General features: G+C 65.7%; 27 protein-coding genes and 1 other RNA gene. 17 read left to right on the plus strand and 11 right to left on the minus strand.

Annotated elements, in window-relative coordinates; translation table 11 throughout:
• The first annotated feature begins 69 nt into the window (after positions 1-69).
• From BXY53_RS14190 to BXY53_RS13005, 3 genes are read left to right on the plus strand one after another with little or no spacing between them, the layout of a single operon-like run.
• A complete protein-coding gene (locus BXY53_RS14190; protein ID WP_170144455.1) occupies positions 70-930 on the plus strand; it encodes an ImuA family protein in 861 nt (286 codons plus the stop codon).
• Positions 827-2,404 (plus strand): Y-family DNA polymerase, encoded by a 1,578-nt coding sequence (locus BXY53_RS13000; RefSeq protein WP_170144456.1) that lies wholly within the window; start codon positions 827-829, stop codon positions 2,402-2,404. Before BXY53_RS14190 ends, BXY53_RS13000 begins: the two co-directional genes overlap by 104 nt.
• Positions 2,401-5,670 carry an error-prone DNA polymerase gene (locus tag BXY53_RS13005; RefSeq protein ID WP_119062440.1) on the plus strand — a complete coding sequence of 1,090 codons (3,270 nt, stop codon included), beginning with the start codon at positions 2,401-2,403 and terminating at the stop codon, positions 5,668-5,670. The genes BXY53_RS13000 and BXY53_RS13005 overlap by 4 nt, the downstream gene beginning before the upstream one ends.
• Positions 5,671-5,822: 152 nt before the next feature.
• Here BXY53_RS13005 and BXY53_RS13010 read toward each other — a convergent pair whose 3' ends face one another.
• From BXY53_RS13010 to obgE, 8 genes are all read right to left on the minus strand, one after another.
• Complete coding sequence (locus tag BXY53_RS13010) at positions 5,823-6,200, minus strand: hypothetical protein (RefSeq protein ID WP_119062441.1); 378 nt, start codon at positions 6,198-6,200, stop codon at positions 5,823-5,825.
• A gap of 132 nt (positions 6,201-6,332) precedes the next feature.
• Positions 6,333-6,815, minus strand: coding sequence for a 23S rRNA (pseudouridine(1915)-N(3))-methyltransferase RlmH (gene rlmH, locus BXY53_RS13015; RefSeq protein ID WP_119062442.1), 483 nt, complete (start codon positions 6,813-6,815; stop codon positions 6,333-6,335).
• Positions 6,816-6,839: 24 nt separating this feature from the next.
• Complete coding sequence (gene rsfS, locus BXY53_RS13020; RefSeq protein ID WP_119062443.1) at positions 6,840-7,253, minus strand: ribosome silencing factor; 414 nt, start codon at positions 7,251-7,253, stop codon at positions 6,840-6,842.
• Positions 7,254-7,397: 144 nt separating this feature from the next.
• Positions 7,398-8,084, minus strand: coding sequence for a nicotinate-nucleotide adenylyltransferase (locus tag BXY53_RS13025; RefSeq protein ID WP_119062491.1), 687 nt, complete (start codon positions 8,082-8,084; stop codon positions 7,398-7,400).
• Complete coding sequence (locus BXY53_RS13030; protein ID WP_119062444.1) at positions 8,081-8,500, minus strand: GFA family protein; 420 nt, start codon at positions 8,498-8,500, stop codon at positions 8,081-8,083. The genes BXY53_RS13025 and BXY53_RS13030 overlap by 4 nt, the downstream gene beginning before the upstream one ends.
• Before the next feature lie 10 nt (positions 8,501-8,510).
• On the minus strand, positions 8,511-9,806 hold the full coding sequence (locus tag BXY53_RS13035) for a glutamate-5-semialdehyde dehydrogenase (protein ID WP_119062445.1): 1,296 nt from the start codon (positions 9,804-9,806) through the stop codon (positions 8,511-8,513).
• Complete coding sequence (proB, locus tag BXY53_RS13040; RefSeq protein WP_119062446.1) at positions 9,803-10,987, minus strand: glutamate 5-kinase; 1,185 nt, start codon at positions 10,985-10,987, stop codon at positions 9,803-9,805. The genes BXY53_RS13035 and proB overlap by 4 nt, the downstream gene beginning before the upstream one ends.
• A 60-nt stretch (positions 10,988-11,047) precedes the next feature.
• Positions 11,048-12,085, minus strand: coding sequence for a GTPase ObgE (gene obgE / locus BXY53_RS13045; protein WP_119062447.1), 1,038 nt, complete (start codon positions 12,083-12,085; stop codon positions 11,048-11,050).
• Between the two features lie 83 nt (positions 12,086-12,168).
• On the opposite strand from obgE, the gene BXY53_RS13050 reads away from it, so the two are divergent.
• The 11 genes from BXY53_RS13050 (at position 12,169) to BXY53_RS13100 (ending at position 19,775) form a co-directional block, all read left to right on the plus strand.
• Positions 12,169-12,657 (plus strand): sterol desaturase family protein, encoded by a 489-nt coding sequence (locus tag BXY53_RS13050; protein WP_245410474.1) that lies wholly within the window; start codon positions 12,169-12,171, stop codon positions 12,655-12,657.
• 77 nt (positions 12,658-12,734) lie between these two features.
• Positions 12,735-13,556 carry a nicotianamine synthase family protein gene (locus BXY53_RS13055; protein ID WP_119062448.1) on the plus strand — a complete coding sequence of 274 codons (822 nt, stop codon included), beginning with the start codon at positions 12,735-12,737 and terminating at the stop codon, positions 13,554-13,556.
• Between the two features lie 166 nt (positions 13,557-13,722).
• An RNA gene (gene ffs / locus BXY53_RS13060) (signal recognition particle sRNA small type) lies at positions 13,723-13,820 on the plus strand.
• A gap of 75 nt (positions 13,821-13,895) precedes the next feature.
• Entirely contained in the window at positions 13,896-15,740 is a 1,845-nt protein-coding gene (locus BXY53_RS13065; protein ID WP_119062449.1) for a DNA polymerase III subunit gamma/tau, read from the plus strand.
• Complete coding sequence (locus tag BXY53_RS13070) at positions 15,664-15,981, plus strand: YbaB/EbfC family nucleoid-associated protein (protein ID WP_119062450.1); 318 nt, start codon at positions 15,664-15,666, stop codon at positions 15,979-15,981. Before BXY53_RS13065 ends, BXY53_RS13070 begins: the two co-directional genes overlap by 77 nt.
• Positions 15,982-15,991: 10 nt before the next feature.
• Complete coding sequence (gene recR, locus BXY53_RS13075) at positions 15,992-16,600, plus strand: recombination mediator RecR (RefSeq protein WP_119062451.1); 609 nt, start codon at positions 15,992-15,994, stop codon at positions 16,598-16,600.
• An 80-nt stretch (positions 16,601-16,680) separates the two neighbouring features.
• A complete protein-coding gene (locus tag BXY53_RS13080; protein WP_119062452.1) occupies positions 16,681-17,568 on the plus strand; it encodes a lysophospholipid acyltransferase family protein in 888 nt (295 codons plus the stop codon).
• A 43-nt stretch (positions 17,569-17,611) separates the two neighbouring features.
• Complete coding sequence (locus BXY53_RS13085; protein WP_119062453.1) at positions 17,612-18,661, plus strand: HpcH/HpaI aldolase/citrate lyase family protein; 1,050 nt, start codon at positions 17,612-17,614, stop codon at positions 18,659-18,661.
• A 40-nt stretch (positions 18,662-18,701) separates the two neighbouring features.
• Positions 18,702-19,034, plus strand: a complete 333-nt coding sequence (hspQ, locus tag BXY53_RS13090; protein WP_119062454.1) for a heat shock protein HspQ — start codon at positions 18,702-18,704, stop codon at positions 19,032-19,034.
• A 24-nt stretch (positions 19,035-19,058) separates the two neighbouring features.
• Complete coding sequence (locus BXY53_RS13095; protein WP_119062455.1) at positions 19,059-19,436, plus strand: DUF2237 family protein; 378 nt, start codon at positions 19,059-19,061, stop codon at positions 19,434-19,436.
• A 54-nt stretch (positions 19,437-19,490) separates the two neighbouring features.
• Positions 19,491-19,775, plus strand: a complete 285-nt coding sequence (locus tag BXY53_RS13100; protein ID WP_119062456.1) for a DUF6665 family protein — start codon at positions 19,491-19,493, stop codon at positions 19,773-19,775.
• A 3-nt stretch (positions 19,776-19,778) separates the two neighbouring features.
• Here the strand turns inward: BXY53_RS13100 and BXY53_RS13105 are convergent, their stop codons facing one another.
• Genes BXY53_RS13105 through BXY53_RS13115 form a run of 3 tightly spaced genes read right to left on the minus strand, consistent with a single transcriptional unit; the run spans position 19,779 to position 22,938 of the window.
• Positions 19,779-21,383, minus strand: coding sequence for a Mur ligase family protein (locus tag BXY53_RS13105; protein WP_119062457.1), 1,605 nt, complete (start codon positions 21,381-21,383; stop codon positions 19,779-19,781).
• A complete protein-coding gene (locus tag BXY53_RS13110) occupies positions 21,380-22,177 on the minus strand; it encodes an alpha/beta fold hydrolase (protein WP_119062458.1) in 798 nt (265 codons plus the stop codon). The genes BXY53_RS13105 and BXY53_RS13110 overlap by 4 nt, the downstream gene beginning before the upstream one ends.
• Positions 22,174-22,938 (minus strand): M15 family metallopeptidase, encoded by a 765-nt coding sequence (locus BXY53_RS13115; protein WP_170144458.1) that lies wholly within the window; start codon positions 22,936-22,938, stop codon positions 22,174-22,176. Before BXY53_RS13115 ends, BXY53_RS13110 begins: the two co-directional genes overlap by 4 nt.
• 139 nt (positions 22,939-23,077) lie before the next feature.
• On the opposite strand from BXY53_RS13115, the gene BXY53_RS13120 reads away from it, so the two are divergent.
• The 3 genes from BXY53_RS13120 (at position 23,078) to BXY53_RS13130 (ending at position 26,352) form a co-directional block, all read left to right on the plus strand.
• Positions 23,078-24,292 (plus strand): D-alanine--D-alanine ligase, encoded by a 1,215-nt coding sequence (locus BXY53_RS13120; RefSeq protein ID WP_119062460.1) that lies wholly within the window; start codon positions 23,078-23,080, stop codon positions 24,290-24,292.
• A 35-nt stretch (positions 24,293-24,327) separates the two neighbouring features.
• Entirely contained in the window at positions 24,328-25,665 is a 1,338-nt protein-coding gene (locus BXY53_RS13125) for an ActS/PrrB/RegB family redox-sensitive histidine kinase (RefSeq protein ID WP_119062461.1), read from the plus strand.
• 114 nt (positions 25,666-25,779) lie between these two features.
• Entirely contained in the window at positions 25,780-26,352 is a 573-nt protein-coding gene (locus BXY53_RS13130) for an ActR/PrrA/RegA family redox response regulator transcription factor (protein WP_170144459.1), read from the plus strand.
• The last annotated feature ends 8 nt before the right edge of the window (positions 26,353-26,360 follow it).

Genomic DNA, 26,360 nt, shown 5'->3' on the forward strand with positions numbered 1-26,360 from the left:
AGCGGTCCAAGTTTGGGTAGAACAAAAAGAGAACATGGGCACATCGCCTGAACGGATTGTTTTACCTGCATGAGCCGATCAACCCCCGCGCACGAGGCGCAAAACACGCGCGACGCCGCGCCCCGCAGCGACCGCGCCCGGCTGCTCGATGAGCTGCGCCGGGAGGTGGGCGCGCTCGAAGCCGCGCCGGAGGCGAACACCGGCGAGACCGCGGCCGCGCCGTGGCATTTCGATCTCACTGAGGTGGACGCCGCCCTGCCTGAGCGCCAACTGCCCCGCGGCGCGCTGCATGAGATCACCGCGGACGCTTACCCGGACATGATGGCGGCGGTCGGCTTCTGCCTTGGCCTTCTAAAGCTGCTGCCGCCGGCCCCCCGCACCGCCGCGCGCACGGTCCTGTGGAGCCGCAGCCGCTTCGCCCGGCGCGAGTTCGGCGCGCTCTACGGCCACGGCCTGCGCAGCTTCGGCCTCGACCCTGCGAGCCTTTTGTTCGTCGATGCGGACAAGGCGCAGGACGTGCTCTGGACGATGGAAGAAGGCGCGCGCGCCGGCTGCCTGCTGGCCGTTGTGGGCGAGACCAGCGCGCCGGATTTCAAGCAGACCCAGCGCCTCAGCCGCGCCGCCGCACTCACCCAGACCCCGGTCCTTCTGCTGATCCCGCCGGACAGCGCCCGGCCGAGCACTGCCGCCACACGCTGGCGCATCGCTCGCGCCCCCGGCCCGCCGGATGCTTACGACGCCCGCGCGCCCGGTCCTGCACGCTGGCACACGATGCTCACCCGCTGCCGGGGCGGGTGCCCGAAGGACTGGTTCATGGAGTGGAATGATGAGGCGCATCGTTTCGATCTGGCTGCCGGAGTTTCCGATCGATCGCCTGAGACGCGACGACTGCCGCAAGCCCCAGAGCGAACGGCTGAGCGGTCTTCATGACGGTGCGCCCTTTGCTCTGACCGCGAAGGACGGCCAGCGCCTCGTCGTCGCGGCGGCAAACCGTCCGGCGGTGGAGGCCGGCATCACGCCCGGCATGGGCGTGGCCGATGCACTCGCCATGCTGCCCGCGCTGGGCACGCATACGGCCCAGCCGGAGCGCGACCGCCGCGCCCTGCACGATCTGGCGCGCTGGTGCGTGCGCTATACGCCCTGGGCCAATGTCGACGGCGCGGACGGGCTGTGGCTCGACATCACCGGCACGGCGCACCTGTTCGGCGGCGAGGTGACGATGCTGCGCCGTATCAACGCCGACCTGGTCAGGCTGGGCTTCACCAATCGCGTGGGCGCGGCGGGGACGCCAGGGGCCGCCTGGGCGCTGGCGCGGTATGGCCCGTCCGGCTCGGTGCAAAAGCGCATCGCCCCGGCGGGCGAGCGGCTCGACGGGCTGTTGCGCGACCTGCCGGTGGAGGCGCTGCGGCTTGACCCCGGGCCTGCCGCGCTCCTGCGCCGGCTCGGCCTGCGCACCATCGGCGATGTGCTGCCGATCCCGCGCGCGAGCCTCGCCCGCCGCTTCCAGAGCAGCGCCCAGAGCGAGAGCGTGCTCACCCGGCTCGATCAGGCGCTGGGGCTGAAGGGCGAGCCGATCTCGCCGCTCGGCCCGCCGCCGGTGTTCGAGGCGCGGCGCAATTTCGCCGAGCCCTGCGTGGCGCGCGAGGGTCTGCCGCCGATCCTGCGCGCGCTTCTGGACGATCTGTGCCGGCAAATGGAACGTGAGGGCCAGGGCGCGCGGCGCATCACGCTCACCGCCTGCCACACCGATGGACGCATCAGCCGCCGGCGCATCGGTACGGCGCGCCCATCGCGCGATGCGGAGCATCTGGCGCGATTGTTCCGCCAGCCGCTGGAAAGCCTCGACCCGGATTTCGGTATCGACCTGTTCATCCTCTCAGCCGATCGCACCGAACCGCTCGGCCCGCATCAGGCTGTTTTGGAGAACAAAACAGGTACGAGTGAGGCGGAGCTGGCGCAGCTCATCGACCGGCTGTCGAACCGGCTGGGCGCGCAGAACATCCACTGGCTCGCGCCGCTGGAAAGCCATCTGCCCGAGAGCGCGCAGACCCAGCACCCGGCGGACAGCGACCCGCCGCCTGAGGCATGGCCGGATCACATGCCGCCGCGTCCGCTGCGCCTGCTGGACCGCCCCGAGCCGATCGAGGCGGTTGCCGAGGTGCCCGACGGCCCGCCGCTGCTGTTCCGCTGGCGCCGGGTGCTGCGCCGCGTCGCCCGCGCGCGCGGGCCGGAGCGCATCGCGCCGGAATGGTGGCGCGCCAGCGGGCCATCCGCGCGCCCGCGCGATTATTACGACATCGAGGACACAAGCGGGCGGCGCTACTGGGTGTTCCGCGAAGGCCAGTACGACGAAACCGGCGACGGCCCGCCGCCGCGCTGGTATATGCACGGGTTGTTCGCATGAGCGCGTGGTTTTCGGAACCGGCCTATGCCGAGTTGCAGGTCACGACCAATTTCAGCTTCCTGCGCGGCGGCTCGCACCCCGAAGAGCTGGTGCAGACCGCCAAGGCGCAGGGGCTCGCCGCGCTCGCTGTCACCGACCGCAACAGTCTCGCCGGGGTGGTGCGCGCGCATATCGCCGCGAAGGCCGAGGGGCTGCGGCTGATCGTCGGCTGCCGGCTGGACCTGCGCGATGCGCCGAGCCTCTTGTGCTACCCGAGCGACCGCGCGGCCTATGGCCGGCTTTGCCGTATGCTCAGCGTGGGCAAGATGCGCGCGGAAAAGGGCGACTGCACACTCGACCTGGCCGATGTCGCGACACATGCCGAAGGGCAGATCTTCATCGTCCTGCCCCCGGAGCCGGCCGATCTCGCCTTTGCCGAGGAACTGCGCGGCATCACCGACATGCTGGGCGCGCCGGTCTACCTCGCCGCGCAAAACCACCTGAACGGGAACGACCGCGCCCGGCTGGCTCGCCGCGCCGAAATCGCCAAGCGCGCGCGTGTGCCGCTGGTCGCCACGAACGATGTGCTCTACCATGACCCCGCGCGCCGCCCGCTGCAGGACGTGCTCACCTGCATCCGCGAGAAATGTACGATCGACGAAGCCGGCTACCGCCTGACCAAGAACGCCGAACGCCACATCAAATCGCCCGCCGAGATGGTGCGGCTGTTCCGCGGCTTCGAGGACGCGGTCGCGCGCAGCGTAGAGATCGCCGAACGCTGCCGCTTCTCGCTGGATGAGCTGAAATACGAATATCCCGAGGAGCCGGTCCCGGCCGGCAAGACGCCGCAGAGCCATCTGGAAGACCTGACCTGGGAAGGCGCGCGGCGGCACTACCCGACCGGCGTACCGGACAAGGTCGCAGCGAACATCCGGCGCGAGCTGGCGCTGATCGCCGAGTTGGACTATGCGCCCTACTTCCTCACCGTCCACGACATCGTTGCCTATGCGCGCACGCCCCAGCCCGACAAGGGCCGCCACGACCCGATCCTGTGCCAGGGGCGCGGCTCGGCGGCGAACTCGACCGTGTGCTTCTGCCTTGGCATCACCTCGGTGAACCCGGAGGAGATCGACCTCCTGTTCGAGCGGTTCATTTCCGCCGAGCGCAACGAGCCGCCGGATATCGACGTGGATTTCGAGCACGAGCGCCGCGAGGAGGTCATCCAGTACATCTACGAGCGCTACGGCCGCGACCGCGCCGGCATCGCCGCGACGGTGATCTGCTACCGCTCCCGCTCGGCCATCCGCGAAGTCGGCAAGGCGTTTGCGTTGAGCGAGGATGTCACCGCCGCGCTCGCCGGTACCATCTGGGGCTCGGGCAACCGGCCGATCCCGGAAGACCATGTGCGCGAGGCGGGCCTCGACCCGTCCGATCCGCGCCTGTTGCAGACGCTGCGCCTCGCCGCCGAACTGACCGGCTTCCCGCGCCACCTGTCCCAGCATGTCGGCGGCTTCGTGCTGACGCGCACGCTGCTGACCGAGACCGTGCCGGTCGGCAACGCGGCGATGGATCAGCGCACCTTCATCGAGTGGGACAAGGACGACATCAATGCGCTCGGGCTGATGAAGGTCGATGTGCTGTCGCTCGGAATGCTGACCTGCATCCGCAAATGCTTCGACCTGTTGGCCGCGCATTATGGCGAAACACACACGCTGGCGAGCGTCCCGAACGACGACGCGGCAGTTTACGACATGATCTCGCGCGCCGACACCATCGGCGTGTTCCAGATCGAAAGCCGCGCGCAGATGTCGATGCTGCCGCGCCTGAAGCCGCGCGAGTTCTATGACCTCGTGATCGAGATCGCCATCGTCCGGCCCGGCCCGATCCAGGGCGACATGGTGCACCCCTATCTACGCCGGCGCGCCGGGCTTGAAGAGGTCACGTTCCCCTCGCCGTCGCCGGATCACGGGCCGCCGGACGAACTGCACCGCGTGCTCGGCAAGACGCTGGGCGTGCCGCTGTTCCAGGAGCAGGCGATGCGGCTGGCGATGGTCGCGGCGGACTTCACGCCGGAGGAGCTGAACGGCCTGCGTCACGCGCTCGCCACCTTCCGCCGGCGCGGCACGATCGGCAAGTTCGAGGACAAGATGGTCCAGCGCATGAGCGAGCGCGGCTACGACCCCGAATTTGCGCGGCGCTGTTTCAACCAGATCAAGGGGTTTGGCGAATACGGCTTCCCCGAAAGCCACTCGGCCAGTTTCGCGCGGCTCGCCTATGTCTCAAGCTGGATCAAGTGCCACTACCCGGAAGTGTTCGCCTGCGGCCTGCTGAATTCACAGCCGATGGGCTTCTACGCGCCCGCGCAGATCATCCGCGATGCGCGCGAACACGGCGTGGAGGTGCGCCCGGTTGATGTGAACGCCAGCGACTGGGACAACACGCTAGAGCCGGGCGAACGCGGCTTAGCGCTGCGGTTGGGGATGCGCAATGTCGACGGGCTGGGCGAGGCGCCCGCGCGGGCGATCGCCGAGGCGCGCGGCAACGGCTATTTCGACATCGCTGAAGTGCGCCGGCGCGCGGGCGTGCGCGTCGCGGCGCTGGAGCGGCTGGCCGAGGGTGATGCTTTTCGCTCGCTGGGGCTGGACCGGCGCGCGGCGCTCTGGCAGGTGCGCCAGCTCGGCAAGGCAAAGGAATTGCCGCTGTTCACCCGCGCGGAGACCAGCGAGCAGGGGCCGGAGCCGGAGGTCACACTGCCGCCAATGCCGCTCAATGAACACGTCATCGCGGATTATCAGAGCCTGAGCCTTTCGCTGAAGGCGCATCCGCTGGCGTTTCTGCGGCCGGGGCTGAACAAGCGCGGCGTGGTCACGGCGGCGGGGCTGCACGAGATGCGCAACGGCGCGCGCGCCTCGGTCGCCGGGCTGGTGCTGGTGCGCCAGCGGCCGGGGACGGCGCAGGGCGTGATCTTCATGACCATCGAGGACGAGACCGGCGCGGCAAATGTCGTGGTCTGGCCCAAAGTGTTCGAGGCGCAGCGCAGCGTGGTGATGGGCGCGCGGCTGATGCTGGTTCATGGTGCCGTACAGGCGAAGGACGGCGTTATCCACCTGATCGCGCGCCGGCTGGAGGATCATACCGCGGCGCTCATGGCGCTCGCCGGGCATGGCGGGCCGGTGAACATGCCGCTTGCCCACGCCGACGAAGTGCGCAAACCGATCGACCCGCAGAACCCGCGCGCGCATCCGCGCAATGTCCGCGTCGTGCCGAAGTCCCGCGACTTCCATTGACGCGGCTCAGATCGCGCGCAATACGTCATTGCCGGGCTTGACCCGGCAATCCAGAATGTGCTGCCCGAAACTGCGCCGGCCGATGGATGCCCGTGTTCCCCGGATCACCTGTCCGGGGACAGGCAAGCACGGGCATGACGTCAACAAATGCGTCAAAGGTGCCCCATCAGCACCAGCAGCATCACCACGGCCGCGTTGAGCTGCGCAGAAACCGAAACGAAGCCGAACGGAACATAGGGCAGGCGCTGAATCTCGATCTTGGTCTTCACCGCCACCGGCGCATCGGCCGGCCTGCCGCGCACCCAGCGCCAGCCATAGCCAACCCCGGCGCGCGCATAGCGCACCATCGCCATCGAGCCCTGCACCGCACTGCGATACCGCAAAGCCAGTACGATCCACGCCACAAGGCCCGCCCAGACCAGGGTGGAAATAAGATCGCGGACAATGAACCAGGCCAGGGACCAGATCATCGACAGTACAAAGCTGATCAGCCACCAAACCAGCCCAAGAATTTCGCCAAGCGTTTCCATGACGCGACCCCCTGCCAGCCGCACCCGCGTCGCGCAGCGCCGGCGCGTCAGGCCGTTCCAAGCCCTGAGACGATAGGCTGTCAAGACGCCCACGTCGCGATGAAATTTGCGTGAAACGCGCTGTCACGACGCTCAGGCGCGGTGGTAAGGATGCCCGGCGAGGATCGTCGCCGCGCGGTAGAACTGTTCGGCCAGCACGATGCGCGCCAAGCCGTGCGGCAGGGTCATACGCCCCAGCGAAAGCGTGAGGTCGGCCGCCTGCGCCACCGCCTCGCCTTGACCATCAGGCCCACCGATAAGGAAGCATGCTCGGGAGGTACCCGCATCGCGCCACTCGCCCATCAGCGCGGCAAAATCTTCGCTGGAAAGTTGCTTGCCGCCGGCGTCCAGAGCAACGAGGCGCGCTCCATAGGGTGCCCGCGACAGCATCGCGGCACCTTCCTCCGCGCGCCGCGCGGCGACGTTGTCCTTGCGGCTTTCGCCGAGTTCGATCTCCTCGACCGGCCCAAGCCCGATGCTGCGACCAACGCGGTCGAAACGTTCGATATAGCGGTCGGCCAGCCCGCGCTCGGCCTTGTCCTTGAGGCGCCCAACGGCGATCAGGCTCACGCGCATAGCCTGCCTCGCCGCCGCACGTCTTTACGCGGACTGAGGACTGTCCGGGCGGTCAGCCAGCCACATCTTTTCGAGATTGTAGAACTCGCGCACTTCCGGCTGGAAGAGATGCACGATCACCGGCCCCGCATCGATCAGCACCCAGTCGCATTTGGGCATGCCTTCGACCGAGACGTCCGTGATCCCAGCCTCTTTGAGATGCTTTGCGAGATTGTCGGCGATCGCACCGACATGCCGCTCAGATCGACCCGAGGCGACAATCATGTAATCGCCGATCAGGGTTTTCCCCGCGAGATCGATCGTAACCACGTCCTCGGCCTTGGAATCTTCAAGTGAGGACTGAACGATCTCCAGCAACGTCGTCGCGCCCACGCTTTCCTGCGCGGGGTCAACGTGATGAGGCGCGCCGCGTGAGGCGCCCTCGGCTGATGTCGGCATGAGCAGTTGAATGTCCCTCCATCCTGGACCCTGATGAGCCGGCCTCCCGACTGCGAGGCCAAGCCCGAGGACGCTGTCAGAACCACGTCGGTCTGTGACATTTTCGCCCTCTACTTGGAAATGTGCATGAATCGACCCGGGAATTCAATCCCCGGAGCTTTCGGCGCCCGTACCGGCGGCCTGGCGCTGGCGGCGCAGCTGCGTCGAGGAGATATCGGCCAACGGAATCGTCAGGTAGGTCCAGGCCGGCGGCGAAATGAGCGCCAGCGCGCCGGCCTGCGTCTCATCCACCCGCGCGCGTCGGAAAGTCATGGCCGCAGGCGAGGCCATCGCGCGGAAGCGGAAGCCCGGCCTGTCCAGCACCGCGACCGGCAGGCCGCGCATGATCCCGCGCCACTCCTGCCAGCGATGAAAGCTCGCGAGATTATCCCCGCCCATGATCCAGACAAAGTGCACGCCTGGAAAGCGCCGATGCAGAAAGTCCAGCGTCCGCGCCGTGTAGGCCGTGGGCAGCGCGGCCTCGAAGCCGGTCACCTTGATGCGCGGATGGTTCATGATGCACTGCGTCGCGGAGAGACGTTCAGACAGCGCCGCGAGGTCCCCATGCTCCTTGATCGGGTTGCCGGGAGTCACGACAATCCACACCTGATCCAAACCAAGCCGGCGCAGCGCGGTCTCGGCAATATGGCGGTGGCCCTCGTGCGGCGGATTGAACGAGCCGCCCAGCAGCCCGATCCGCATCCCCGGCCAGGCCGGCGGCGGGCCCAGCGTCTCGCGGTCGAACCGCAACCCAGCTGCAGCGCCCGCTTCGACATCCGTGACCAGCGTCATGACCACTCGGGATAAGTCACGGGATAGCCTTCATGCTGCGGCAGAGCGTCGGCAATGACCTCGTAGTCCGCGCAGTTCCCCACGAAGACGTGGCAGTCCAGCTTCAACCCGCTTGGCTGATCGAACACGCCCGCCATGATGGCCACGTAGTTGTTGTCCTTCGGCCGCCAGAAAAGGCTGGAGCCGCATATCGTACAGAACGCCCGCTCTGCCGTCCCGGATGAGCGATACCAGCGCAGTCGATCTGCACCATCGAGGATTTCGAAGCTCTCCGCGGGGACGGCCGTTGCGGCGATGAGATAGCCGCTCCAGCGTGCACATTGGCGACAATGACAGACCATGACCGGCCGGCAAGGGCCGGCGGTCCGGAACCGCACGCTGCCGCACAGGCACCCGCCTTCGCGCTGCTCGCTCATTGCCGTCTCCTCACTTGGGGCGGGTCTGGCCGCTGCCGCGAACGACATATTTAAAACTCGTAAGCTGCTCGACGCCAATCGGTCCACGCGCATGCATCTTGCCCGTTGCGATGCCGATCTCCGCCCCCATGCCGAACTCGCCGCCATCGGCGAACTGGGTGGAGGCGTTCCAGAGGACGATGGCGCTGTCGACGCCGTTCAGGAAAACCTGGGCCGCCACGGCATCCTCGGTGAGGATCGCCTCGGTGTGGTGGGAACTGTAGTGGGCGATATGGGCAAGCGCGCCTTCGACGCCATCGACGACCTTCACCGAAATGATCGCATCGAGATATTCGGTGCGCCAGTCCTCCTCGCTCGCCGGCCTGACGCGGGCATCAGCGCGCTGCGCCGAGTCGTCGCCGCGCACCTCACAGCCCGCCCCGATCAGCGCGTCGATAAGCGCGGGCAGATAATCCGAGGGGCAGGCGCGGTCGACCAGCAATGTCTCTGCCGCGCCGCAGATGCCCGGCCGGCGCATCTTGGCATTGACAACGACCTCGCGCGCCATGTCGAGTTTCGCCGCCTTGTCAACGTAGACATGGCAGATGCCCTCCAGATGCGCGAACACCGGCACGCGCGCATCTGTCTGCACGCGCTCCACGAGGCTCTTGCCGCCGCGCGGGACGATCACGTCGATATTTCCGCCCAGCCCGCGGAGCATGTGTCCGACGGCCTCGCGGTCCGTGGTCGGCACGATCTGGATTGCCGCTTCGGGCAGACCGGCGGCGCGCAGCCCTTCCAGCAGGCAGGCATGGATCGCGCGGCTGGAATGAATGCTGTCCGAGCCGGGCCGCAGGATCGCGGCGTTGCCCGATTTCAGGCACAGCGCGCCCGCATCGGCGGTAACGTTCGGGCGGCTCTCGAAGATGATGCCGATGACGCCAATCGGCGTGCGGACGCGCTGGATGTCCAGCCCGTTCGGCCGCGTCCACTCCGCAATCACTGTGCCCACCGGGTCGTCCAGAGCGACGATATCCTCCAGCGCGCTGGCAATCCCCTCGATACGCTTTTTATCGAGCCGTAGCCGGTCGATCGCGGCTTTTGGCCGCCCCTGCTCTTCGGCAGCGGCCACGTCGCGCGCATTGGCGGCCAAGATGTCCTCGGCGCTTCTGCGGAGCGCGGCCGCGCCCGCGCGCAGCGCGGCGTTCTTCGTCGCTGTATCCGTCGTGGCAAGCACCCAGGCCGCCGCGCGCGCAGCTTCGCCCAGTTCCGCCATGACGGCGGCGAGCGGTTTGCCCGCCGTCTTGTCCGCTTTCTCCTGCATCATGCTTCTCCCGCCTTCGGACTGAGCAACGACTCGGCGTTCTCGTCTTCGCGCGCGCTCGGGGTGAGCGCCATGTCGTCCCGGTGGATCATCTCGTCGCGTCCGCGATAGCCGAGAATCTGCTCAATCTCGCGGGTCTTGCGCCCAACGAGCAACCGCGCATCGCTGCTGGAATAGGCCGCGAGCCCGCGCCCGATCACGTTGCCCCGCCTGTCGCGGATTATCACCGTGTCGCCGCGCTCGAAAACCCCTTCGATATCAACGACCCCTGCCGGCAACAAGCTTCGCCCGGATTTTAGCGCGGCCACGGCGCCATCATCGATCACCAGCGCCCCCGCGGCATCCAGCCGCCCGGCGATCCAGCGTTTGCGCGCGGCCAACGGCGTGGAATGCGCCAGGAACCAGGTGCACGACGCCCCTTCAGAAAGCGCGGCGAGCGGGTGCTGCCGCTTGCCCAGGGCGACGATCATGTTTGTGCCGGCCGCGACCGCGATTTTGCCCGCCTCGATCTTGGTGACCATGCCGCCGCGCGACAGTTCCGTCCCGGCGTCGCCGGCCATCGCCTCGATCTCCGGCGTGATGTGCTGCACCACTTCGAGCCGCTGGGCACCGGGATCGCGGTCCGGCGGCGAAGTGTAAAGCCCATCGACATCCGACAGGAGCACAAGGCAATCCGCGCTGATCATGGAAGCGACACGGGCAGCCAGCCGGTCGTTGTCGCCGTAGCGGATTTCCGTCGTCGCCACCGTGTCATTCTCGTTCACGACCGGCACCGCGCCTAACGAAAGCAGCGTGCGCATCGTGCTTCTGGCGTTGAGATAGCGCCGGCGCTGCTCGGTGTCCCCTAGCGTCAACAGGATCTGCGCGGCTGCGAGACCACGATCCGACAGCATCTGCCGATAAGCGTGCGCAAGATCGACCTGCCCGACAGCCGCGGCGGCCTGACTTTCCTCCAACTTCAAGGGCCCGCTCGGCAGGCGCAGCGCATGACGCCCCAAGGCGATCGCGCCGGATGAGACCAGAACGATCTGCTTGCCTTCAGCCTTCAGCGCGGCAATGTCGTCCATCAGCGAGCCGAGCCACGCTTCGTTCAGCCGGCCCGTCGCGGAATCGGCCAGCAGCGCCGAGCCGATCTTCACGACGATCAAATGCGCGTTGCGCCATTCCGGTCTGACTTCAGGCATCGCATGTCCTTGTGCTTTGGCGCCATCTATGAGCGGATGCACGCGCGGACGCAAGGGCGCTCAGGGCTGCCAGGACGCGCGCGGCCTGGCCTCGGACGCTTCCCGCTCCTTAGATAGCCGGATCTCGTGCCCGATCCGGAACAGCGCAGCGCGCACGTTCAGCCCCGATACGGCGGAGAGCAAAAGCGGCTCCTGCCCGCATTCCGCCGCCAACAGCGCCTGCTTGCGCGCGGCCTCTTCGTCATCCACCGCATCGCACTTGTTCAGCGCGACGATCTCCGGCTTCTCGGTCAGCCCGGCGTCATAGGCCGCAAGCTCGGCGCGCACCACGCGGTAATCCTGCGCGGGGTCCTCGCCGGTGGCATCCACGAGATGGAGCAACACGCGCGTGCGCTCGACATGGCCGAGGAAGCGGTCGCCGATACCCGCGCCCATGTGCGCGCCCTCGATCAGGCCCGGGATGTCGGCGAGAACGAAGTCGATGTCGTCGATCTTCACCACACCGAGATTCGGGTGGAGCGTCGTGAACGGGTAATCAGCAATTTTCGGCTTCGCCGCGCTCACCGCCGCCAGGAAGGTCGACTTGCCCGCATTCGGCAACCCCACCAGCCCGGCATCGGCGATCAGCTTGAGCCGCAGCCAGATCGTCATTTCCGTGCCCGGCTGGCCCGGATTGGCGTGGCGCGGCGCCTGTTTCGTGGACGTCTTGAAATGCGCATTGCCGAACCCGCCGTTGCCACCGCGCGCGAGCAGCACGCGCTCGCCCGGCTCGGTGAGGTCCGCCAGCAGCGTCTCGTTATCCTCGGCGAAAATCTGCGTGCCCGGGGGCACCTTCAGGGTCACATCCTTGCCGCTCGCGCCGGTGCGGTTCCGCCCCGCACCGTCCATCCCACGCCCGGCCTTGAAGTGCTGCTGATAACGGAAGTCGATGAGCGTGTTGAGATTATCGACGCACTCGGCCCAGACATCGCCGCCGCGCCCGCCGTCACCACCATCCGGGCCGCCAAACTCGATGAACTTCTCGCGCCGGAACGACACGCAGCCATTCCCGCCGTTGCCCGAGCGTATGTAGACCTTGGCCTGGTCGAGGAATTTCATGGTGAACCGGTCCTTAACTGGGCGCGACGCGTATGGCATACGGCGTCGGCTGAACGCCGCCTGTCAGCATATGGAGTGTGTACGTGTCGCAATTCTGGATCGTCCTGGGCGTGTCGTTTGTCAGTTTCGTCGGCATGGAAGCGTTCGCCTGGTGCTTTCACCGCTACATCATGCATGGCCCACTGTGGTTTATCCATAAAACGCATCATCGGCCGCGCCACGGGCTGTTCGAGTTAAACGATCTCTTCGCCCTTCTGTTCGCCGCCATCGCGGCGCCCCTGTTCTATTTCGGCGCGCGGGGCTATCCGCCGCTGCTCGGGATCGCGCTCGGCATGATCGGCTATGGCCTGGCCTATTTTCTCGTGCACGATGTGCTGGTCCACCGCCGCATCGGGCACCGCTTTACGCCGGCGCGCGGCTATCTGCGCCGTGTGCATCAGGCGCACCACATGCATCACGCCGTGCGCGAGCGCGACGGAGCCGTGTCCTTCGGCTTCCTGATGACGCCCCGCCCCGAGAAGTTGGCAAAGAAGCTCCGGGAGCGTGCCCCACAGCGATCGCCGGCTGAGTAACCCCCAACGCGGCGCTAGGCGCAGTTAACCATTTCAGTTATCCTAGCGCAGAGGTCAGGAATGGCGCGAGGGCTGTCGTGTGGACGCGCGAAAGGGCTATCGTCTATCTCAACGAAACCCTGAACACCCTCCGCCAACAGGACGACCTCAGCCCCGACAACCCTCAGGTGACGGAGACCTTGCGCTGCCTGGTGGCGACGTTGCGGACGTGGCACCGGGATGCGTTCGGGGCCGATTTGGCAAATGACCCGGCGCTGGCCGAAGCGCGGACGGAATTGCCCAGGCTCTGCGGCGCTGCAGAATGTCAAATGGAAAAATGGTGGTGTCGCAAGGCTTTGGCAAGCGACGCGCCGGAACGTGTCCTCTGGGAGTTCTGGTATCTGCCGAATTACCTGAGCCTGCACAATGCAGAAACCGCGCTGGCCGGCCCGGCGCCCCTTCGGCAAACCGTGTTCTTGGGCTCCGGCGCGCTGCCGCTGACCGCAATCCTGCTGGCGCAGGCGGACGAGCGCGCCCGAGTGCGCTGCGTCGACATGGACTGGGAGGCCTGCGCGCTGGCGGAAGCATTGATCGGCGCGCTTGGTCTGCAGGATCGCATCGCGGTCCAGCACGCGCGCGGAGAAGCGTGTGACGTGCCGAAGGACGCAGCCGTGATCTGCGCGAGCCTGTTGGACGCACCGGGTCTTTATGCGCATTTGGCGGCTTCCGGGGTGGCGCGGCTGCTGGTCCGCGATGTGGAAGGCGTCTATTGTTGGCTCTATCGGCCCGCCGACCGGCCCGGGCCGCCGTTCCGTCAGCGCGCGCGAACAGCCCCGTCGTCCACGCGAATCAACATCACCCGGCACTTCGAGCGGCGTTGCAGTTCGCAAGGGCTTGGAGCTGGCTGGCCAGGCCCCTGAGCGAGATCATGCTATCAACGTGAAAGATCGAGCCGCCCTCGGCGCGACGCTTGCCAGCATCAACCTGCGCGATTTCCAAGACAGTGCCATCCGGCGCGACAATCCCTGGGCCGAAGCCGCAGACTGACCTTGCATTGTCGCGGGGATAGCCTGATATAGTCGAGACGGGAAGTTGGTGCCGGACGTTTGCCTCGCCAACCGGGTCAGGTCCGGAAGGAAGCAGCCCTAACGAGTTCCAAGCGGGTCGGTGTCCAGCTTCCCACCCCATGAGCTTCAGTGGCACCGCGCCCAGTCGCGCCTCAGGTTTCCACTTTCGCTGAAAAGGCTCCCGGGCGAGCGATGAGCCGATCCACCAAACAGCCGGGCGGCAAGGCCGCCGGCAATTCCCGCAAAACCGACGCCGGAGAGACCGAGGGCCAGCCGAGTATGCCCTATGTCGTGCTGGCGCGGAAGTACCGTCCGCACACCTTCGAGGACCTGATCGGCCAGGACGCGATGGTGCGCACGCTGCGCAACGCCTTCGCCACGGGGCGCATCGCGCAGGCCTACATGCTCACCGGCGTGCGCGGCGTCGGCAAGACCACGACCGCCCGCATTCTCGCGCGTGCGCTCAACTATTCCAAGCCCGGCGAAGACAACGGCCCGACCCTCGACCTCGCAGAAGAGGGCGAGCATTGCCGCGCCATCATGGAAGGCCGGCACATGGACGTCATGGAAATGGACGCGGCGTCCCATACCGGCATCGACGACATTCGCGAGATCACCGACGCGATCCGCTACAAGCCCGCCTATGCCCGCTACAAGGTCTTCATCATCGACGAGGTCCACATGCTTTCGAAGGCCGCGTTCAACGGCCTTCTGAAGACGCTCGAAGAACCGCCGGAGCATGTGAAGTTCATCTTCGCCACAACCGAAGTGCGCAAGGTGCCGGTGACGGTCCTGTCGCGCTGCCAGCGCTTCGACCTGCGCCGGGTCGATGCCGACAAGCTGATCGCGCATTTCGCTGACGTCGCCGAACGCGAGGGCCGTAGAATTGAGGATGAGGCGCTGGGGCTGATTGCCCGCGCAGCAGAAGGCTCGGTGCGCGACGGGCTGTCGCTGCTCGACACTGCCTTCGCCCACGCGAACGACGCAGTCACGGCCGCCGATGTGCGCGCGATGCTGGGCCTTGGTGACAGCGCGCGAATCTATGATCTGCTGGAGGCGGCGCTACGCGGCGCACCGGACAAGGCCCTCGATGAATTGGGCGCGCTGCATGCCGACGGCGCGGAGCCGGAGCGTGTCATTCAGGATCTGGCCGAGGCGGTGCACACAGCCAGCCGGCTCGCCGTGACGGGCGATGGCGGCGGGGCGGCGCTTAGCGAGACCGAGCGGGAGCGCGCGAGCGCGCTTGCCGCGGTGATCGGCGTGCCAAAGCTGGCCCGCGCCTGGCAGATGCTTCTGAAGGGGCTGGAAGAGGTCTCCCGCGCGCCGAACGCGTTGGCCGCCGCCGAGATGGTGCTGATCCGCCTGAGCCATACCGCTGACCTGCCGCCCCCCGACAAGCTCATTCGCGAACTTGCGGAGCCGGGTGCTTCGCCCCGCACGAATCGCGAACAGAAGCAAAACGAATCAGCACCAACCGATGTTCCTGATTCGTCTCGCGCCGAAACGGCGCCACCAGCGAATCCTGTCAAGGTGGAATCGACACCCGTCAGCCTGAAAAGTTTCGAGGACGTCGCCGCGCTCGCGGGCAAGCACCGCGATATCAAGCTCAAGCTGGCGCTGGAAGAGAATGTCCGGCTGGTGAGCTTTCGCCCGGGGCATATCGAGTTGAACCTGCTCGACGGGGCGCCGCAAGATCTGGCGAACCAGCTCGGCAACAAGCTCAAGGCCTGGACCGGCGAGCGCTGGATGGTCTCGGTCAGCGATCAGCCGGGCGAGAAAACCCTTGGTGAGAAGCGCCGTGAACAGGAAGCGACAATCCGCGCGCAGGTTGAACAACACCCGCTGGTGCGCCAAGTGTTTCAGCACTTCCCCAGCGCAGAGATCGTCGGCGTAGAGGAGCTGGACACGGGGACCGCGCCGCCACCGGAAGAACGGAACGCTGCCAACAGCGAGGACGGACATGAAAGACTTTATGAACATGATGAAGCAGGCCAAGGAGCTGCAAAGCAAAATGGCCGAAATGCAGGCCGAGATTGAGCAGCTTACGCGCGATGGAACAGCCGGCGCCGGGCTTGTCACGGTGACGATCAACGGCAAGGGCGAGATGCGCGCGGTTAGCGTCGATCCAAGCCTTATGAAGCCAGACGAAAAGGAAATCCTTGAGGACTTGATCGTCGCGGCGCACGCGGACGCCAAGGCGAAGATGGAAGAGGCGTTGCAGGAAAAGATGAAGGACATGACCGGGGGCCTACCGCTGCCGCCGGGCATGAAGTTTTAGGCCGCGCCGCATGGATCATCCTGCCGCTGGGCCGGAAATCGACCAGCTCATCAAGCTGCTCGCGCGTCTGCCCGGACTTGGGCCGCGTTCGGCCCGCCGCGCCGCGCTACATCTGCTGAAGAAGCCGGACAAGCTGCTCGCGCCGCTCGCGGCCGCAATGAGCGAGGCAGCCGAAAAGATCGTGACCTGCGACAACTGCGGGAATATCGACACGGTCAACCCCTGCGCGATCTGTGCCGATCCGCGTCGCGATGCCAGCGTCATCTGCGTGGTCGAGGAGGTGGGCGATCTGTGGGCGCTGGAGCGCGCCAAGGCGATCAACGCGCGCTATCATGTCCTCGGCGGCGTGCTCTCGCCGCTGGACGGCATCGGCCCGGATGACCTCAACATCGCCAGGCTGATCGCGCGCGTGAATACCGGCGAGATCAACGAAGTGCTGCTCGCGCTGAACGCAACGGTCGAGGGCCAAAGCACCGCGCATTACATCACCGACCGGATCGAGAACGCCGGCGTGAAAGTCTCCGTTCTCGCGCACGGCGTACCGGTCGGCGGCGAACTCGACTATCTGGACGACGGCACGCTTGCGGCCGCCATCCGCTCGCGCCGGCCGATCGACTGAAGCGCCGCTTGACGCGGGCGCGCCTTTCGGGGCAACAAACACCTCCGCAGTAAACGTCCCCTTCATCCTCAGTCGAGCGTATGTCCACCCTGCTCAAGGCCCGCCATTTTGCCGAGTATCTGCTGCTGCGCGGCGTGATCGCGCTGGTCCGCGCTCTCCCGCTGGACACAGCGACATCCTGGTCGGCAAAGACCTGGGCCTTCATCGCGCCGAAAACACGCCGCCACAAACGCGCGCTGGCCAATCTCGAAAAAGCCTTTCCGGAGAAATCGCCGGAAGAACGTGAGAGGATCGCGCGGGAGATGTGGGCCAATCTCGGCCGCGTCATGGCGGAAACCATGCGGCTGGATGAAATCCTCGATGAGCCGGAACGCGTTGAGGTCGAGAACCCGCAGCTTTTGGAGCGTTACCGGGGGCGCATGGGGCCGGCGATCTGCGCGTCCATGCACATGGGGAACTGGGAACTGGCGATGCTGCCCCTCACGCGCGCGGAGGCGAAACCGGCGGCTGTCTACCGGCTCGTGGACAATCCGTACGTTGATCTGTATCTAAGGACGCAGCGCGAAAAGCTGTATCCGGGGGGCCTCTTCGCCCGCGGAGCACGCTCCGGGTATGCCACAGCGCGGGTCATCGGCAGCTATATCCGCCAGGGCGGCCGGCTGGGATTCCTCGCCGACCGGTACGATCGCAGTGGAATCGAGGTGCCTTTTTTCGGTCACCCGGCTCGCTCGAACGCCGTGCCGGCCATGCTTGCGCGGCGACTGGGCGCGCGGTTGTGGCTGGGGCGCTGCATCCGTGTCGGCAAAGGGTCGCATTTCAGGGTGAAGGTGCAGGAGCTGAAGGTGCCGCGCACCGACGACCCCGACGCCGACATCAAATGGATCGTCGAACAGATGCAGGCCCAGTTCGAGGCCTGGATCCGCGAACATCCCGAGCAGTGGATGTGGTCGAACCGGCGCTATAGCTGACACGCGCCCGCCGAACGAACGCAAAGCCGACGGGAGGGACAAAATGGCGCAGACACGCACGCCAGCCAAATTCTATGCACCGCTGGCCGCCGGCGCGCCCGCGCCTTGGCGTGAAAAACCGGTGCGGCTGGAGCGGATGATCCATTTCGTGCCGCCGCATGTGGAGAAGGTGCGCGCGAAGATCGCCGAAATGATCCCTCAGGTCGATGTGGTCCTTGGCAATCTGGAAGACGCCGTCCCGGCCGACGCCAAGGAGTCCGCGCGCTACGGCTTCATCGACATGGCGCGGGCTCATGATTACGGCAGCACGGGCCTGTGGACCCGCATCAATGCGCTCAACAGCCCCTGGGCGCTCGATGATGTCTGCGAGATCGTCGCCGCGGCTGGCGACAAGCTCGACGTCATCATGCTGCCCAAGGTGGAGGGCCCCTGGGACATCCACTACCTCGACCAGCTTCTGGCTCAACTTGAAGTGAAGTATGGCATCTCGCGCCCGATCATGATCCATGCCATCCTTGAAACGGCCGAGGGCGTTAACAATGTCGAAACTATTGCCGGGTCGAGCCCGCGCATGCATGGCATGAGTCTGGGGCCGGCCGATCTCGCCGCCTCGCGCCAGATGAAGACCACGCGAGTCGGCGGCGGTCATCCATCCTACGGGGTCCTTTCGGACCCCAAAGAGGGCGAGCAGAGGCATTTCTCCCAGCAGGACTTGTGGCACTACACGATCGGGCGAATGGTGGATGCGTGCGCGATGTATGACCTCAAGCCGTTTTACGGACCGTTCGGCGATTTTTCCGATCCGGAAGGCTGTGAGGCACAGTTTCGCAACGCGTTCCTGCAGGGGTGCGTGGGCGCGTGGTCGCTGCATCCAAGCCAGATCGACATTGCCAAGCGGGTCTTCAGCCCGGATCCCAACGAAGTCGCCTTCGCCAAACGCATTCTGGACGCCATGCCGAACGGCAGCGGCGCGGTGATGGTGGATGGCAAGATGCAAGACGACGCGACCTGGAAGCAGGCCAAGGTCATTGTCGACCTCGCCAAGCTGGTCGTGGCCAAAGACCCGGAGATGGCCTCGGTTTACGGGCTGTAGACCGTCGCCCAACCTGGGCCTTTTGCAGGAAGGACGATTGATGGAAAAAATCAGAACCGCCAAGTTCCAGTTGGGCCAAGTTGTCCGTCATCGTTTTTATCCCTTTCGCGGCGTGATTTTTGACATCGACCCGGAATTCGACAACGACGAGGAGTGGTGGCTTTCGATCCCGCCGGAAATCCGCCCCGCGAAGGATCAGCCCTATTACCACCTGCTCGCGGAAAACGCCGAGACCGAATACATCGCCTATGTCTCCGAGCAGAACTTGTTGCCGGATGACAGCGGCGAGCCGGTGCGCCACCCGCAGGTGATGGAATTCTTCGATGAACTGCAGGACGGCGTGTACCGCGTGCGTTACACGCAGGATCATTGATCGCGCAGCCAGTCAGGGAGCACCATGAGCGAGGAGCAGCAGAAGAACGTCTTCGGCGAACCGATCGCATCCTGTTCCGACTCGCCGGTCACGGGCTTTTACCGCAATGGCTGCTGCGACACCGGGCCGGAGGATGTGGGCTCGCACACCGTATGCGCGATCATGACGGACGAATTCCTGGCCTATACGAAGTCGGTCGGAAATGACCTCTCCACCCCCATCCCGGCCTACGGCTTTCCCGGCCTGAAGGCGGGAGACCGCTGGTGCCTGTGCGCCGCGCGATGGAAACAGGCACATGCTGCCGGCGCGGCGCCTCGCGTGGTACTCTCGGCCACGAACGAAGCCGCACTGGAGATCGTGCCGCTGGAAGAACTGAAACGCTACGCCATTGACTTGAGCTAGCGTTCGGGAGTTTGCCTCTTGCACCGACCGCCGCGATCACAGAAGGCCTCGGCCTTGCGCGAGGCCGCCGCCGAGCAGGTTGACCAGGAAATCCTCGAAGAAAAGGCTGCCTCACTCACGCGCGCCGGACGGCGTGTCGAAACAGCGCTGAAAGCGATCCGCGCCTACGACGCCGGCGAACAGCCGGACGCCGACCGCGGCGAATTGCTGGATGAGGCCGCGCGGGCCGTGTGGGCGCTGTTGATCCAGCGCGAGTTGTGTGGCTTTCGCGACGAAAAGCGCACGATCGAGCAGTACGACATCCCGCGCGACGTGATGGTCCGCGTCGGACGTATTTAGAGGTCAAACGCGGAATTCGCGCTCGAGGATATCCGGCAGGTCGTTCTCGATCAGGACGACGTCGTCTTCTTTCACATTGCGCTTGAGCCAGTCCTCAGCCTCGGCAAAGCTGTTGAGCTTGACGACCCGGCCGTTTGCCGCGCGCCGCTCAAAGGTATCGACAAAAGTGGGGATGCGGTCCGGCCGCACCACCAGCGCCACGTCGATACACTGCGCCGCCTTGAGGCCCAACTCAGCATGCGCCTGATCGTGGCGCTCGCCCAGTTCGGCCATGCCCGGGGTGATGAGGATGCGCCGGCCGCGTCCGTTGCGCAGCTTGTCCGTCAGTTCCAGCGCCGCCGCGAAACCCGACGGGTTCGAATTGTAGGCATCGTCGATCAGGATGCTGCCGTCGCCCTGCGGCTTGACCTCCAGCCGGTGCTCGATCTGCGGTACAGTCGCCATCGCCGCGATGGCCTTTTTCGCCGGTACCCCCGCCAGCACCGCTGCGCCGAATGCCAGGGCCATGTTGGTCCCGTGATGCAGACCATAAAGCGGCGCAAACAACGCGAACTCTTCGGCGCCGAACATCTCCGGCCATGTGACCCTGACTTTCAGCCCGTCCTTACTCTGTTCGACATTCAGGATCTTGAGGTCCGCGAACTCGCCCTCACCGCAGATGATGAAATTGTCGCGGTGCGCATTCATGTAATCGACGGCGTATTGCTGCGCGAGCACCTCCTCGCCGACGATCATCTTGCCCTCTTTGGCGACCACCGCTTCGGACAGCTCGAATTTGGCCTGCGCGACAGTCTCCAGCGACTTGAAGCGCTCGTAATGGGCTTCCCCAATCGTCGTGAGGATGCCGAGGTCCGGCGGCGTAAGGTCGCACAGGCGCTTGATCGAGCCGATGCCGTAAGCGCCCATCTCCGCGATGAAGTAGCGTGTACCGGGCTTGAGCTGCTCGCGGATGATGCGCGTATTGCCCATCACCGTGTTCACGCTGCCAGGCGTATACAGCGTGCGGGCGTGCATGCTCAGAATGTGGCCAAGGATGTGCTTCACCGAGGTCTTGCCGAATGACCCGGTGATGCCGATGACGGTCGGACGAAGGCGCTTCAACTTGGCGTGCGCCTCGTTCCAGAACTTGCGCTGCGTCCGGCTCTCCAGCGGCATGAGGATCAGGTTGCCGAGCACCAGAACGAGCGGCAGCGCCCAGAGCGGCGCCACCCACCAGAGCGGCGCGGGTGCGAAGGCCGCAATTCCAGCGACGGGGACCGTCAGCACCAGCGCCGTCCAGTAGATGCGCTGCGCGCGCTTCGTCATCGCCAGCTTCTTTTTGGCGTTCTTGCGCGGGTCCGGCTCCAGCACGGCAGCGAGTATGAAAAGGCCGGCAAGCGCGCCCTGCCAGATTGCGGGCAGGATCGGGCCAGCCAGCGTCACGAAAAGTGCGATAACCGCGATCGCCACCGCCACGCGCTTGTCAAAGGCGAAGGAGCGGACCAGCCAGCGCAGGAACCGAAGCGAGTCGTATTCCTCCTGCTGGTAGATGTGCAGATAGCGGCGCAGCCGCCGCAGCGCGAAGAACAGGAACGCGACGGCGGTCACCGCTCCTCCGAGCCAAATCATGCGATCGTCCCCACGAAATCGCGCAGTCGTTTCAGGACCTGGTGCTTCCCGGTCGTTAGTACCGTGTAGTGGTCGTGGCGTGGCAGGATCGTCAATTCCGCACGCGGGATCAGGCGCGAGAGCCGCTCGCCGATCTCGGGCGGGGTCTCCGTATCGTTTTCGCCGTAGACGAGGTGCGCAGGGCACGTGATCTGGCGCGCGACGTCGCTCAGATCCTCGGACACGACCTTCGCAAGCACCCCGCGCATCTCGCCGGCATTCGCATAGTCCTTGCTGCCGAAGTGCTGGCGCAGCTTTTCCTCGTCGAGACCAAGGACCGGCGCAGCGCGCTTCAGCGCCTTGAAGGTCCGCACCCGCGCGCCAAGCCGAACGCGCTCGCCCAGGTTGCGCTGGCGCGGGAGACCGGCCCCGGCAATCAGGAACAGCCCGCTCACGCTCTGCGGATGTCGCGCGGCGATCTGCAGCCCGACACGGCAGCCGAAGGAATGCCCGACCCAGATGGTCTTCGCGGCCGGCGGACGCGACGCCAGAAGCTCGGCCGTTGCGTCAGCATAATCGCCGGTATCCCACGCATCGGGCGGTGGCGGCGACTCGCCGAAGCCGGGGAAATCCAGCAGCAGATGCGTACCCTGCCCCGACAGCCCTTCGGCCAGCGGCGCGAGCGCGCGCCGGCTCTGCCCCCAGCCATGCGCCCAGACGAAGCGCGTCGTGTCGCCATCCGCCGGCAGGCCGATTTCCTCGAAGGCAAATGGCGCGGCGCTCACCGGCGCGACTTGCGTCATCGGCGCGGTCATCTCTCCCCTGGCTCCGATAGTGTCCGGCTCTCCCCTTCCGGCGGGCGGACATAGCCATACCAAGCGGCCCTCGGCGCGTCACCCCCTATCGCGGCGAGGTTGCGCACATACATCTGATTGCCCCAATCGAAATGCCAGAACTCTGGCGGATAATTGACGAAGCCCTCGGCGCGCATAGCAAAATGCAGAAGCCGCCTGTGCAAAAGCTGCGGATCGTCAGGCGCGATATCGCCGCGCTCCAGCGCGCGCTCAAAATAGTCGCTCGCCGCGCGCGGGCTCATCTCGTCGAACCCGGCGCCCATCTCGGCGAGCGCGCCGGTATCGAGATGCTGCAGCGTCAGGTCGATCGCCGCGCCGGTCGCGTGCGTCGGGATGGTCGCGGGGTCGCCGGGGTCGAAACGCGAGGGATCGGACACGAACTCCAGAACGCGGGCGCGAATGCTCGCGTCATCCGCATCCGGTCGGTCCTGCCGCGCCTGCTCCCACCAGAACGCCCACAAGCCCTGCTGGCAGGCCGCGGGCCGGTAAGCATCCCAGACAAAAAGGCGAAAGCCCCACTCCTGCAATCCGCGATTGACGCGCACCAGTTTTTCTGCAACCGATCGTCGCGCCCATAGGCCGTTGATATGCCCGGCAATGGCGCGGTGATACGGCGCATTTCCGCCATCGGTGCGGGCATAGTAGTTTTTCCCGGCGAGGCCATAATCGCTGAGATCGACAAGCGGCTCGGCTGCCCGCGGATCCGCTTCATCGACTGCCACGCTACCGTAGCCGCCCGCATCAAGTTTACAACAGGCATGGGGCACCGGGGGCAGCGATGTCCAGGCGGGGACTGGCAAAGCAGGCTCAACCCTCTAATATCGGCGCGAGCAATCATTAGAAGCATTCGGCGTAGCGGAAATGGCGACGGAAAAGCAAGTCATCGCGGTGTTTTTCGGGGGGCGCTCGCCCGAGCATGACGTGAGCATCGTCACAGGGCTTCAGGCCGCCGAGGCTCTGGACCCAGAGCTTTACGAGGTCATCCCGGTCTACATCACCGCGCGCGGCGAGATGCTCACCGGCCAGGATTTGCTGAGCCGCGACACCTACATCCCCGGCCCGAGCGCGCGGGCTAACTTGACCGATGTGCGTCTCGACCTGACACCGGGCGATCGCGGCCGGCTGATGACAACGGGCGGCTCGCTGTTCCAGCGCGCGAAAGTCATCGAGTTTGACACGGCGCTGCTCGCCTTTCACGGGCTCTATGGCGAGGACGGCCGCCTGCAGGGCGCGCTGGAAATGGCGGATATCGCCTATACGGGGATGCGCGCCTTCGCCTCGACCATCACGATGGACAAGGTTGCGACCAAGCGCCTCCTCGCCGACACCGATATCGCGATGCTCCCCTTCCGCGAGATCAAGCGGCCGGCGCAGGGGCTGCTGCTGGCTGAGGAGGAACTGAAAGCGCAGGTCGGCGACTTCGCTTTCCCCTGCATCGTCAAGCCTTCGCACCTGGGCAGCAGCATCGGCGTGGCACGTGTGAACACTATGGAGGAATTGAGCGCTGTCCTGCCTGGCCTGTTCAAGTATGACACGGCCGCAATTCTTGAGCCTTTTGTGGAGAACATGGTTGAATACAATCTGTCGGTTGCGCGGATTGCTGGCGAGCTGCGGACCTCCGCTATCGAAAAGCCGAAGCGCGCGGAGGAGCTACTGGACTTCAAGCAAAAGTATCTCTCAGGCGGCGGCAAGGAAGCCGGCAGCAAGTCGCCCGGCGGCGGACGCGCAAGCGAGGGCATGCTCTCCCTGACCCGCGAGTTGAATCCGGAACTGCCGACAGAGGTCGAGGAGCGTCTGCGCGCATGGGCTTGCACAGCCTACGACCATTTCCACGGCACCGGCGCACCGCGCTTCGACTTCATCGGCAACGAAGCGACCGGCGAGTTCTGGCTGAACGAGGTGAACCCCTGCCCGGGCTCGTTCGGCTATTTTCTCTGGGAAGCGGCGGAGCAGCCAATGCTGTTCCCGGACCTGCTGGAACATCTCATCTCTGAAGCGGCCGAGCAGCGCGCCGCGGCGGAACTCCCCGATGATCCGACACCGGAAGACGCGCGTTTGTTCCCGCGACGGAGCTGAGCGTCCAGCGTTTGCAAGTTAAGGACCAACTCCCTTTGACAGGCCCCGTGAACCCGGCTCACGAAAGCAGCGGCCTCCGGCTTCAGACGACTGTACGCCTGCGCTGGGTTGCGGTCGCCGGCCAGCTTCTCACCGTTTTTTTCGTCGATCAGCTGCTCGGGTTCCACTTCCCGATCGTCGCCTGCCTGATCGTCATCGCCCTTTCGGCACTGCTCAATCTCTTCCTGACCCGCCATCCGGCCAGCAAGCGCCTGGACGAAGGCCCGGCCATGTGGCTCATGGGCTTCGATATTTTCCAGCTCGGCGTGCTCCTGTTCCTTACGGGCGGGCTGCAGAATCCGTTTGGGCTGCTGATCGTGGTGCCTGTCGCGGTCTCGGCATCGTCGCTGCCATTGTCCAAGACGATGCTGCTGTCCGGTTTTGCGATCCTGTGCGCCACCGTCCTGATCTGGTTCCATTTCCCCCTCCCCTGGTCGGGGCAGCCGGCTCCCGTCCTGCCGTCGATCTACATCTACGGCGTGTGGACCGCGCTCACGAGCTGCATCGTGTTTTCGGCGGTCTATTCCTGGCGGGTTGGACAGGAGCGGCGGCAGATGTCCGAGGCGTTGTCGGCCGCGGAAATGGTGCTGGCCCGCGAGCAGCGGCTCTCGGCACTCGACGGGCTGGCGGCCGCCGCCGCGCATGAGCTGGGCACACCGCTTGGCACCATCACGCTGGTATCCAAGGAGCTGCTGCGCTCTGTGCCGGAGGACTCGCCGCATTACGAGGACGTGGCGCTGCTGCGCAGCCAGGCCGAGCGATGCCGCGAAATCCTGGGCCGGCTGTCCGGCCGCACGCAGGAACAGGACGAAGTGTTCGAGCGGATGCCCATCGGCCAGATGATCGAAGAGGTCATTGACCCCTATCGCCAATCCGACAAACGCATCGAAGTCAACGTGCACGCGGTCGAAGGCGGGGACGACAAGGCGGGAGGCGAACCGGTCATGCGGCGCAACCCAGGCATTATCTACAGCTTGGGAAATCTTGTGGAGAACGCGGTCGATTTTGCCCGCAAAAAGGTCGAGATCACGGCTGAGTGGGACCGCCGCAACGTCTACCTCACGATCCGCGACGACGGCCCAGGCTTTCAGGCCGGCATCATGGGCCGGCTGGGCGAGCCTTATGTCACCACCCGTCCACAGGCCCAGCGGCGCGGCGGCGTTCCCGAGACCGGTCTTGGCTTGGGCTTCTTCATCGCGAAGACACTGCTGGAACGCTCCGGCGCACGGCTGTCCCTGCGCAATGCCCGTCCGCCCAAGACAGGGGCCGTGGTGGAAATTACCTGGCCGCGCGAAGCCTTCTACCGCGCCAAGGACCTTGCCGAGACGGCCTGAGCCGGCTTTTCGCGTGCAGCGGTCATCGAAGCGTCGATCGGCTGGCTCTTTACCCCGAGGGTCGGGTAATCCATGTATAGGGCAGCTCGCGTATTATCAGATCAAATGGAAGGAATGCGTGAGATGACCGTCGTGGAACCCGAAAACAAGGTCGACATCGGGGCAGAGAACAGCCTGCTTGTGGTGGATGACGACAAGCCGTTCCTGAACCGTCTTGTGCGAGCCATGGAGTCGCGCGGCTTCGACGTGCGCAGCGCCGAAAGCGTGGCCGAAGGCATGAAGGAAATCCGCTCGAATCCGCCCGCTTACGCGGTAATCGACATGCGCCTGGAAGACGGCAATGGGCTGGATGTGGTGCAGCTTCTGCATGAGTTGCGCCCGGATAGCCGTGCGATCGTGCTGACAGGCTATGGCAACATCACCACCGCTGTGGCTGCGGTGAAGATGGGCGCTGTCGATTATCTCTCGAAGCCGGCGGATGCGGATGACGTCTACGCCGCGCTCATGGCGACCCAGGAGGCACACGCGCCGCCGCCTGAAAACCCGATGTCGGCTGACCGCGTGCGCTGGGAGCACATCCAGCGTGTGTATGAGCTGTGCGATCGCAATGTGTCGGAGACGGCGCGCAAGCTGAACATGCACCGCCGGACGCTGCAGCGCATCCTGGCCAAGCGCGCACCGAAATAAGCGCAGTG

It is taken from the genome of Dichotomicrobium thermohalophilum, from assembly GCF_003550175.1.
Lineage (GTDB): Bacteria > Pseudomonadota > Alphaproteobacteria > Rhizobiales > Rhodomicrobiaceae > Dichotomicrobium > Dichotomicrobium thermohalophilum.

Coding starts and splice junctions, on each gene's coding strand:
- hspQ (WP_119062454.1), top strand. CDS start 18,702: ATGGAAAAAATCAGAACCGCCAAGTTCCAGTTGGGCCAAGTTGTCCGT.
- BXY53_RS13080 (WP_119062452.1), top strand. CDS start 16,681: ATGTCCACCCTGCTCAAGGCCCGCCATTTTGCCGAGTATCTGCTGCTG.
- BXY53_RS13095 (WP_119062455.1), top strand. CDS start 19,059: ATGAGCGAGGAGCAGCAGAAGAACGTCTTCGGCGAACCGATCGCATCC.
- BXY53_RS13130 (WP_170144459.1), top strand. CDS start 25,780: ATGCGTGAGATGACCGTCGTGGAACCCGAAAACAAGGTCGACATCGGG.
- BXY53_RS13035 (WP_119062445.1), bottom strand. CDS start 9,806: ATGATGCAGGAGAAAGCGGACAAGACGGCGGGCAAACCGCTCGCCGCC.
- BXY53_RS13010 (WP_119062441.1), bottom strand. CDS start 6,200: ATGGAAACGCTTGGCGAAATTCTTGGGCTGGTTTGGTGGCTGATCAGC.
- BXY53_RS13000 (WP_170144456.1), top strand. CDS start 827: ATGAGGCGCATCGTTTCGATCTGGCTGCCGGAGTTTCCGATCGATCGC.
- BXY53_RS13030 (WP_119062444.1), bottom strand. CDS start 8,500: ATGAGCGAGCAGCGCGAAGGCGGGTGCCTGTGCGGCAGCGTGCGGTTC.
- rlmH (WP_119062442.1), bottom strand. CDS start 6,815: ATGCGCGTGAGCCTGATCGCCGTTGGGCGCCTCAAGGACAAGGCCGAG.
- BXY53_RS13005 (WP_119062440.1), top strand. CDS start 2,401: ATGAGCGCGTGGTTTTCGGAACCGGCCTATGCCGAGTTGCAGGTCACG.
- BXY53_RS13085 (WP_119062453.1), top strand. CDS start 17,612: ATGGCGCAGACACGCACGCCAGCCAAATTCTATGCACCGCTGGCCGCC.
- BXY53_RS13110 (WP_119062458.1), bottom strand. CDS start 22,177: ATGACCGCGCCGATGACGCAAGTCGCGCCGGTGAGCGCCGCGCCATTT.
- BXY53_RS13105 (WP_119062457.1), bottom strand. CDS start 21,383: ATGATTTGGCTCGGAGGAGCGGTGACCGCCGTCGCGTTCCTGTTCTTC.
- rsfS (WP_119062443.1), bottom strand. CDS start 7,253: ATGCCGACATCAGCCGAGGGCGCCTCACGCGGCGCGCCTCATCACGTT.
- proB (WP_119062446.1), bottom strand. CDS start 10,987: ATGCCTGAAGTCAGACCGGAATGGCGCAACGCGCATTTGATCGTCGTG.
- BXY53_RS14190 (WP_170144455.1), top strand. CDS start 70: ATGAGCCGATCAACCCCCGCGCACGAGGCGCAAAACACGCGCGACGCC.
- recR (WP_119062451.1), top strand. CDS start 15,992: ATGGATCATCCTGCCGCTGGGCCGGAAATCGACCAGCTCATCAAGCTG.
- obgE (WP_119062447.1), bottom strand. CDS start 12,085: ATGAAATTCCTCGACCAGGCCAAGGTCTACATACGCTCGGGCAACGGC.
- BXY53_RS13065 (WP_119062449.1), top strand. CDS start 13,896: ATGAGCCGATCCACCAAACAGCCGGGCGGCAAGGCCGCCGGCAATTCC.
- BXY53_RS13120 (WP_119062460.1), top strand. CDS start 23,078: ATGGCGACGGAAAAGCAAGTCATCGCGGTGTTTTTCGGGGGGCGCTCG.
- BXY53_RS13025 (WP_119062491.1), bottom strand. CDS start 8,084: ATGACGCTGGTCACGGATGTCGAAGCGGGCGCTGCAGCTGGGTTGCGG.
- BXY53_RS13070 (WP_119062450.1), top strand. CDS start 15,664: ATGAAAGACTTTATGAACATGATGAAGCAGGCCAAGGAGCTGCAAAGC.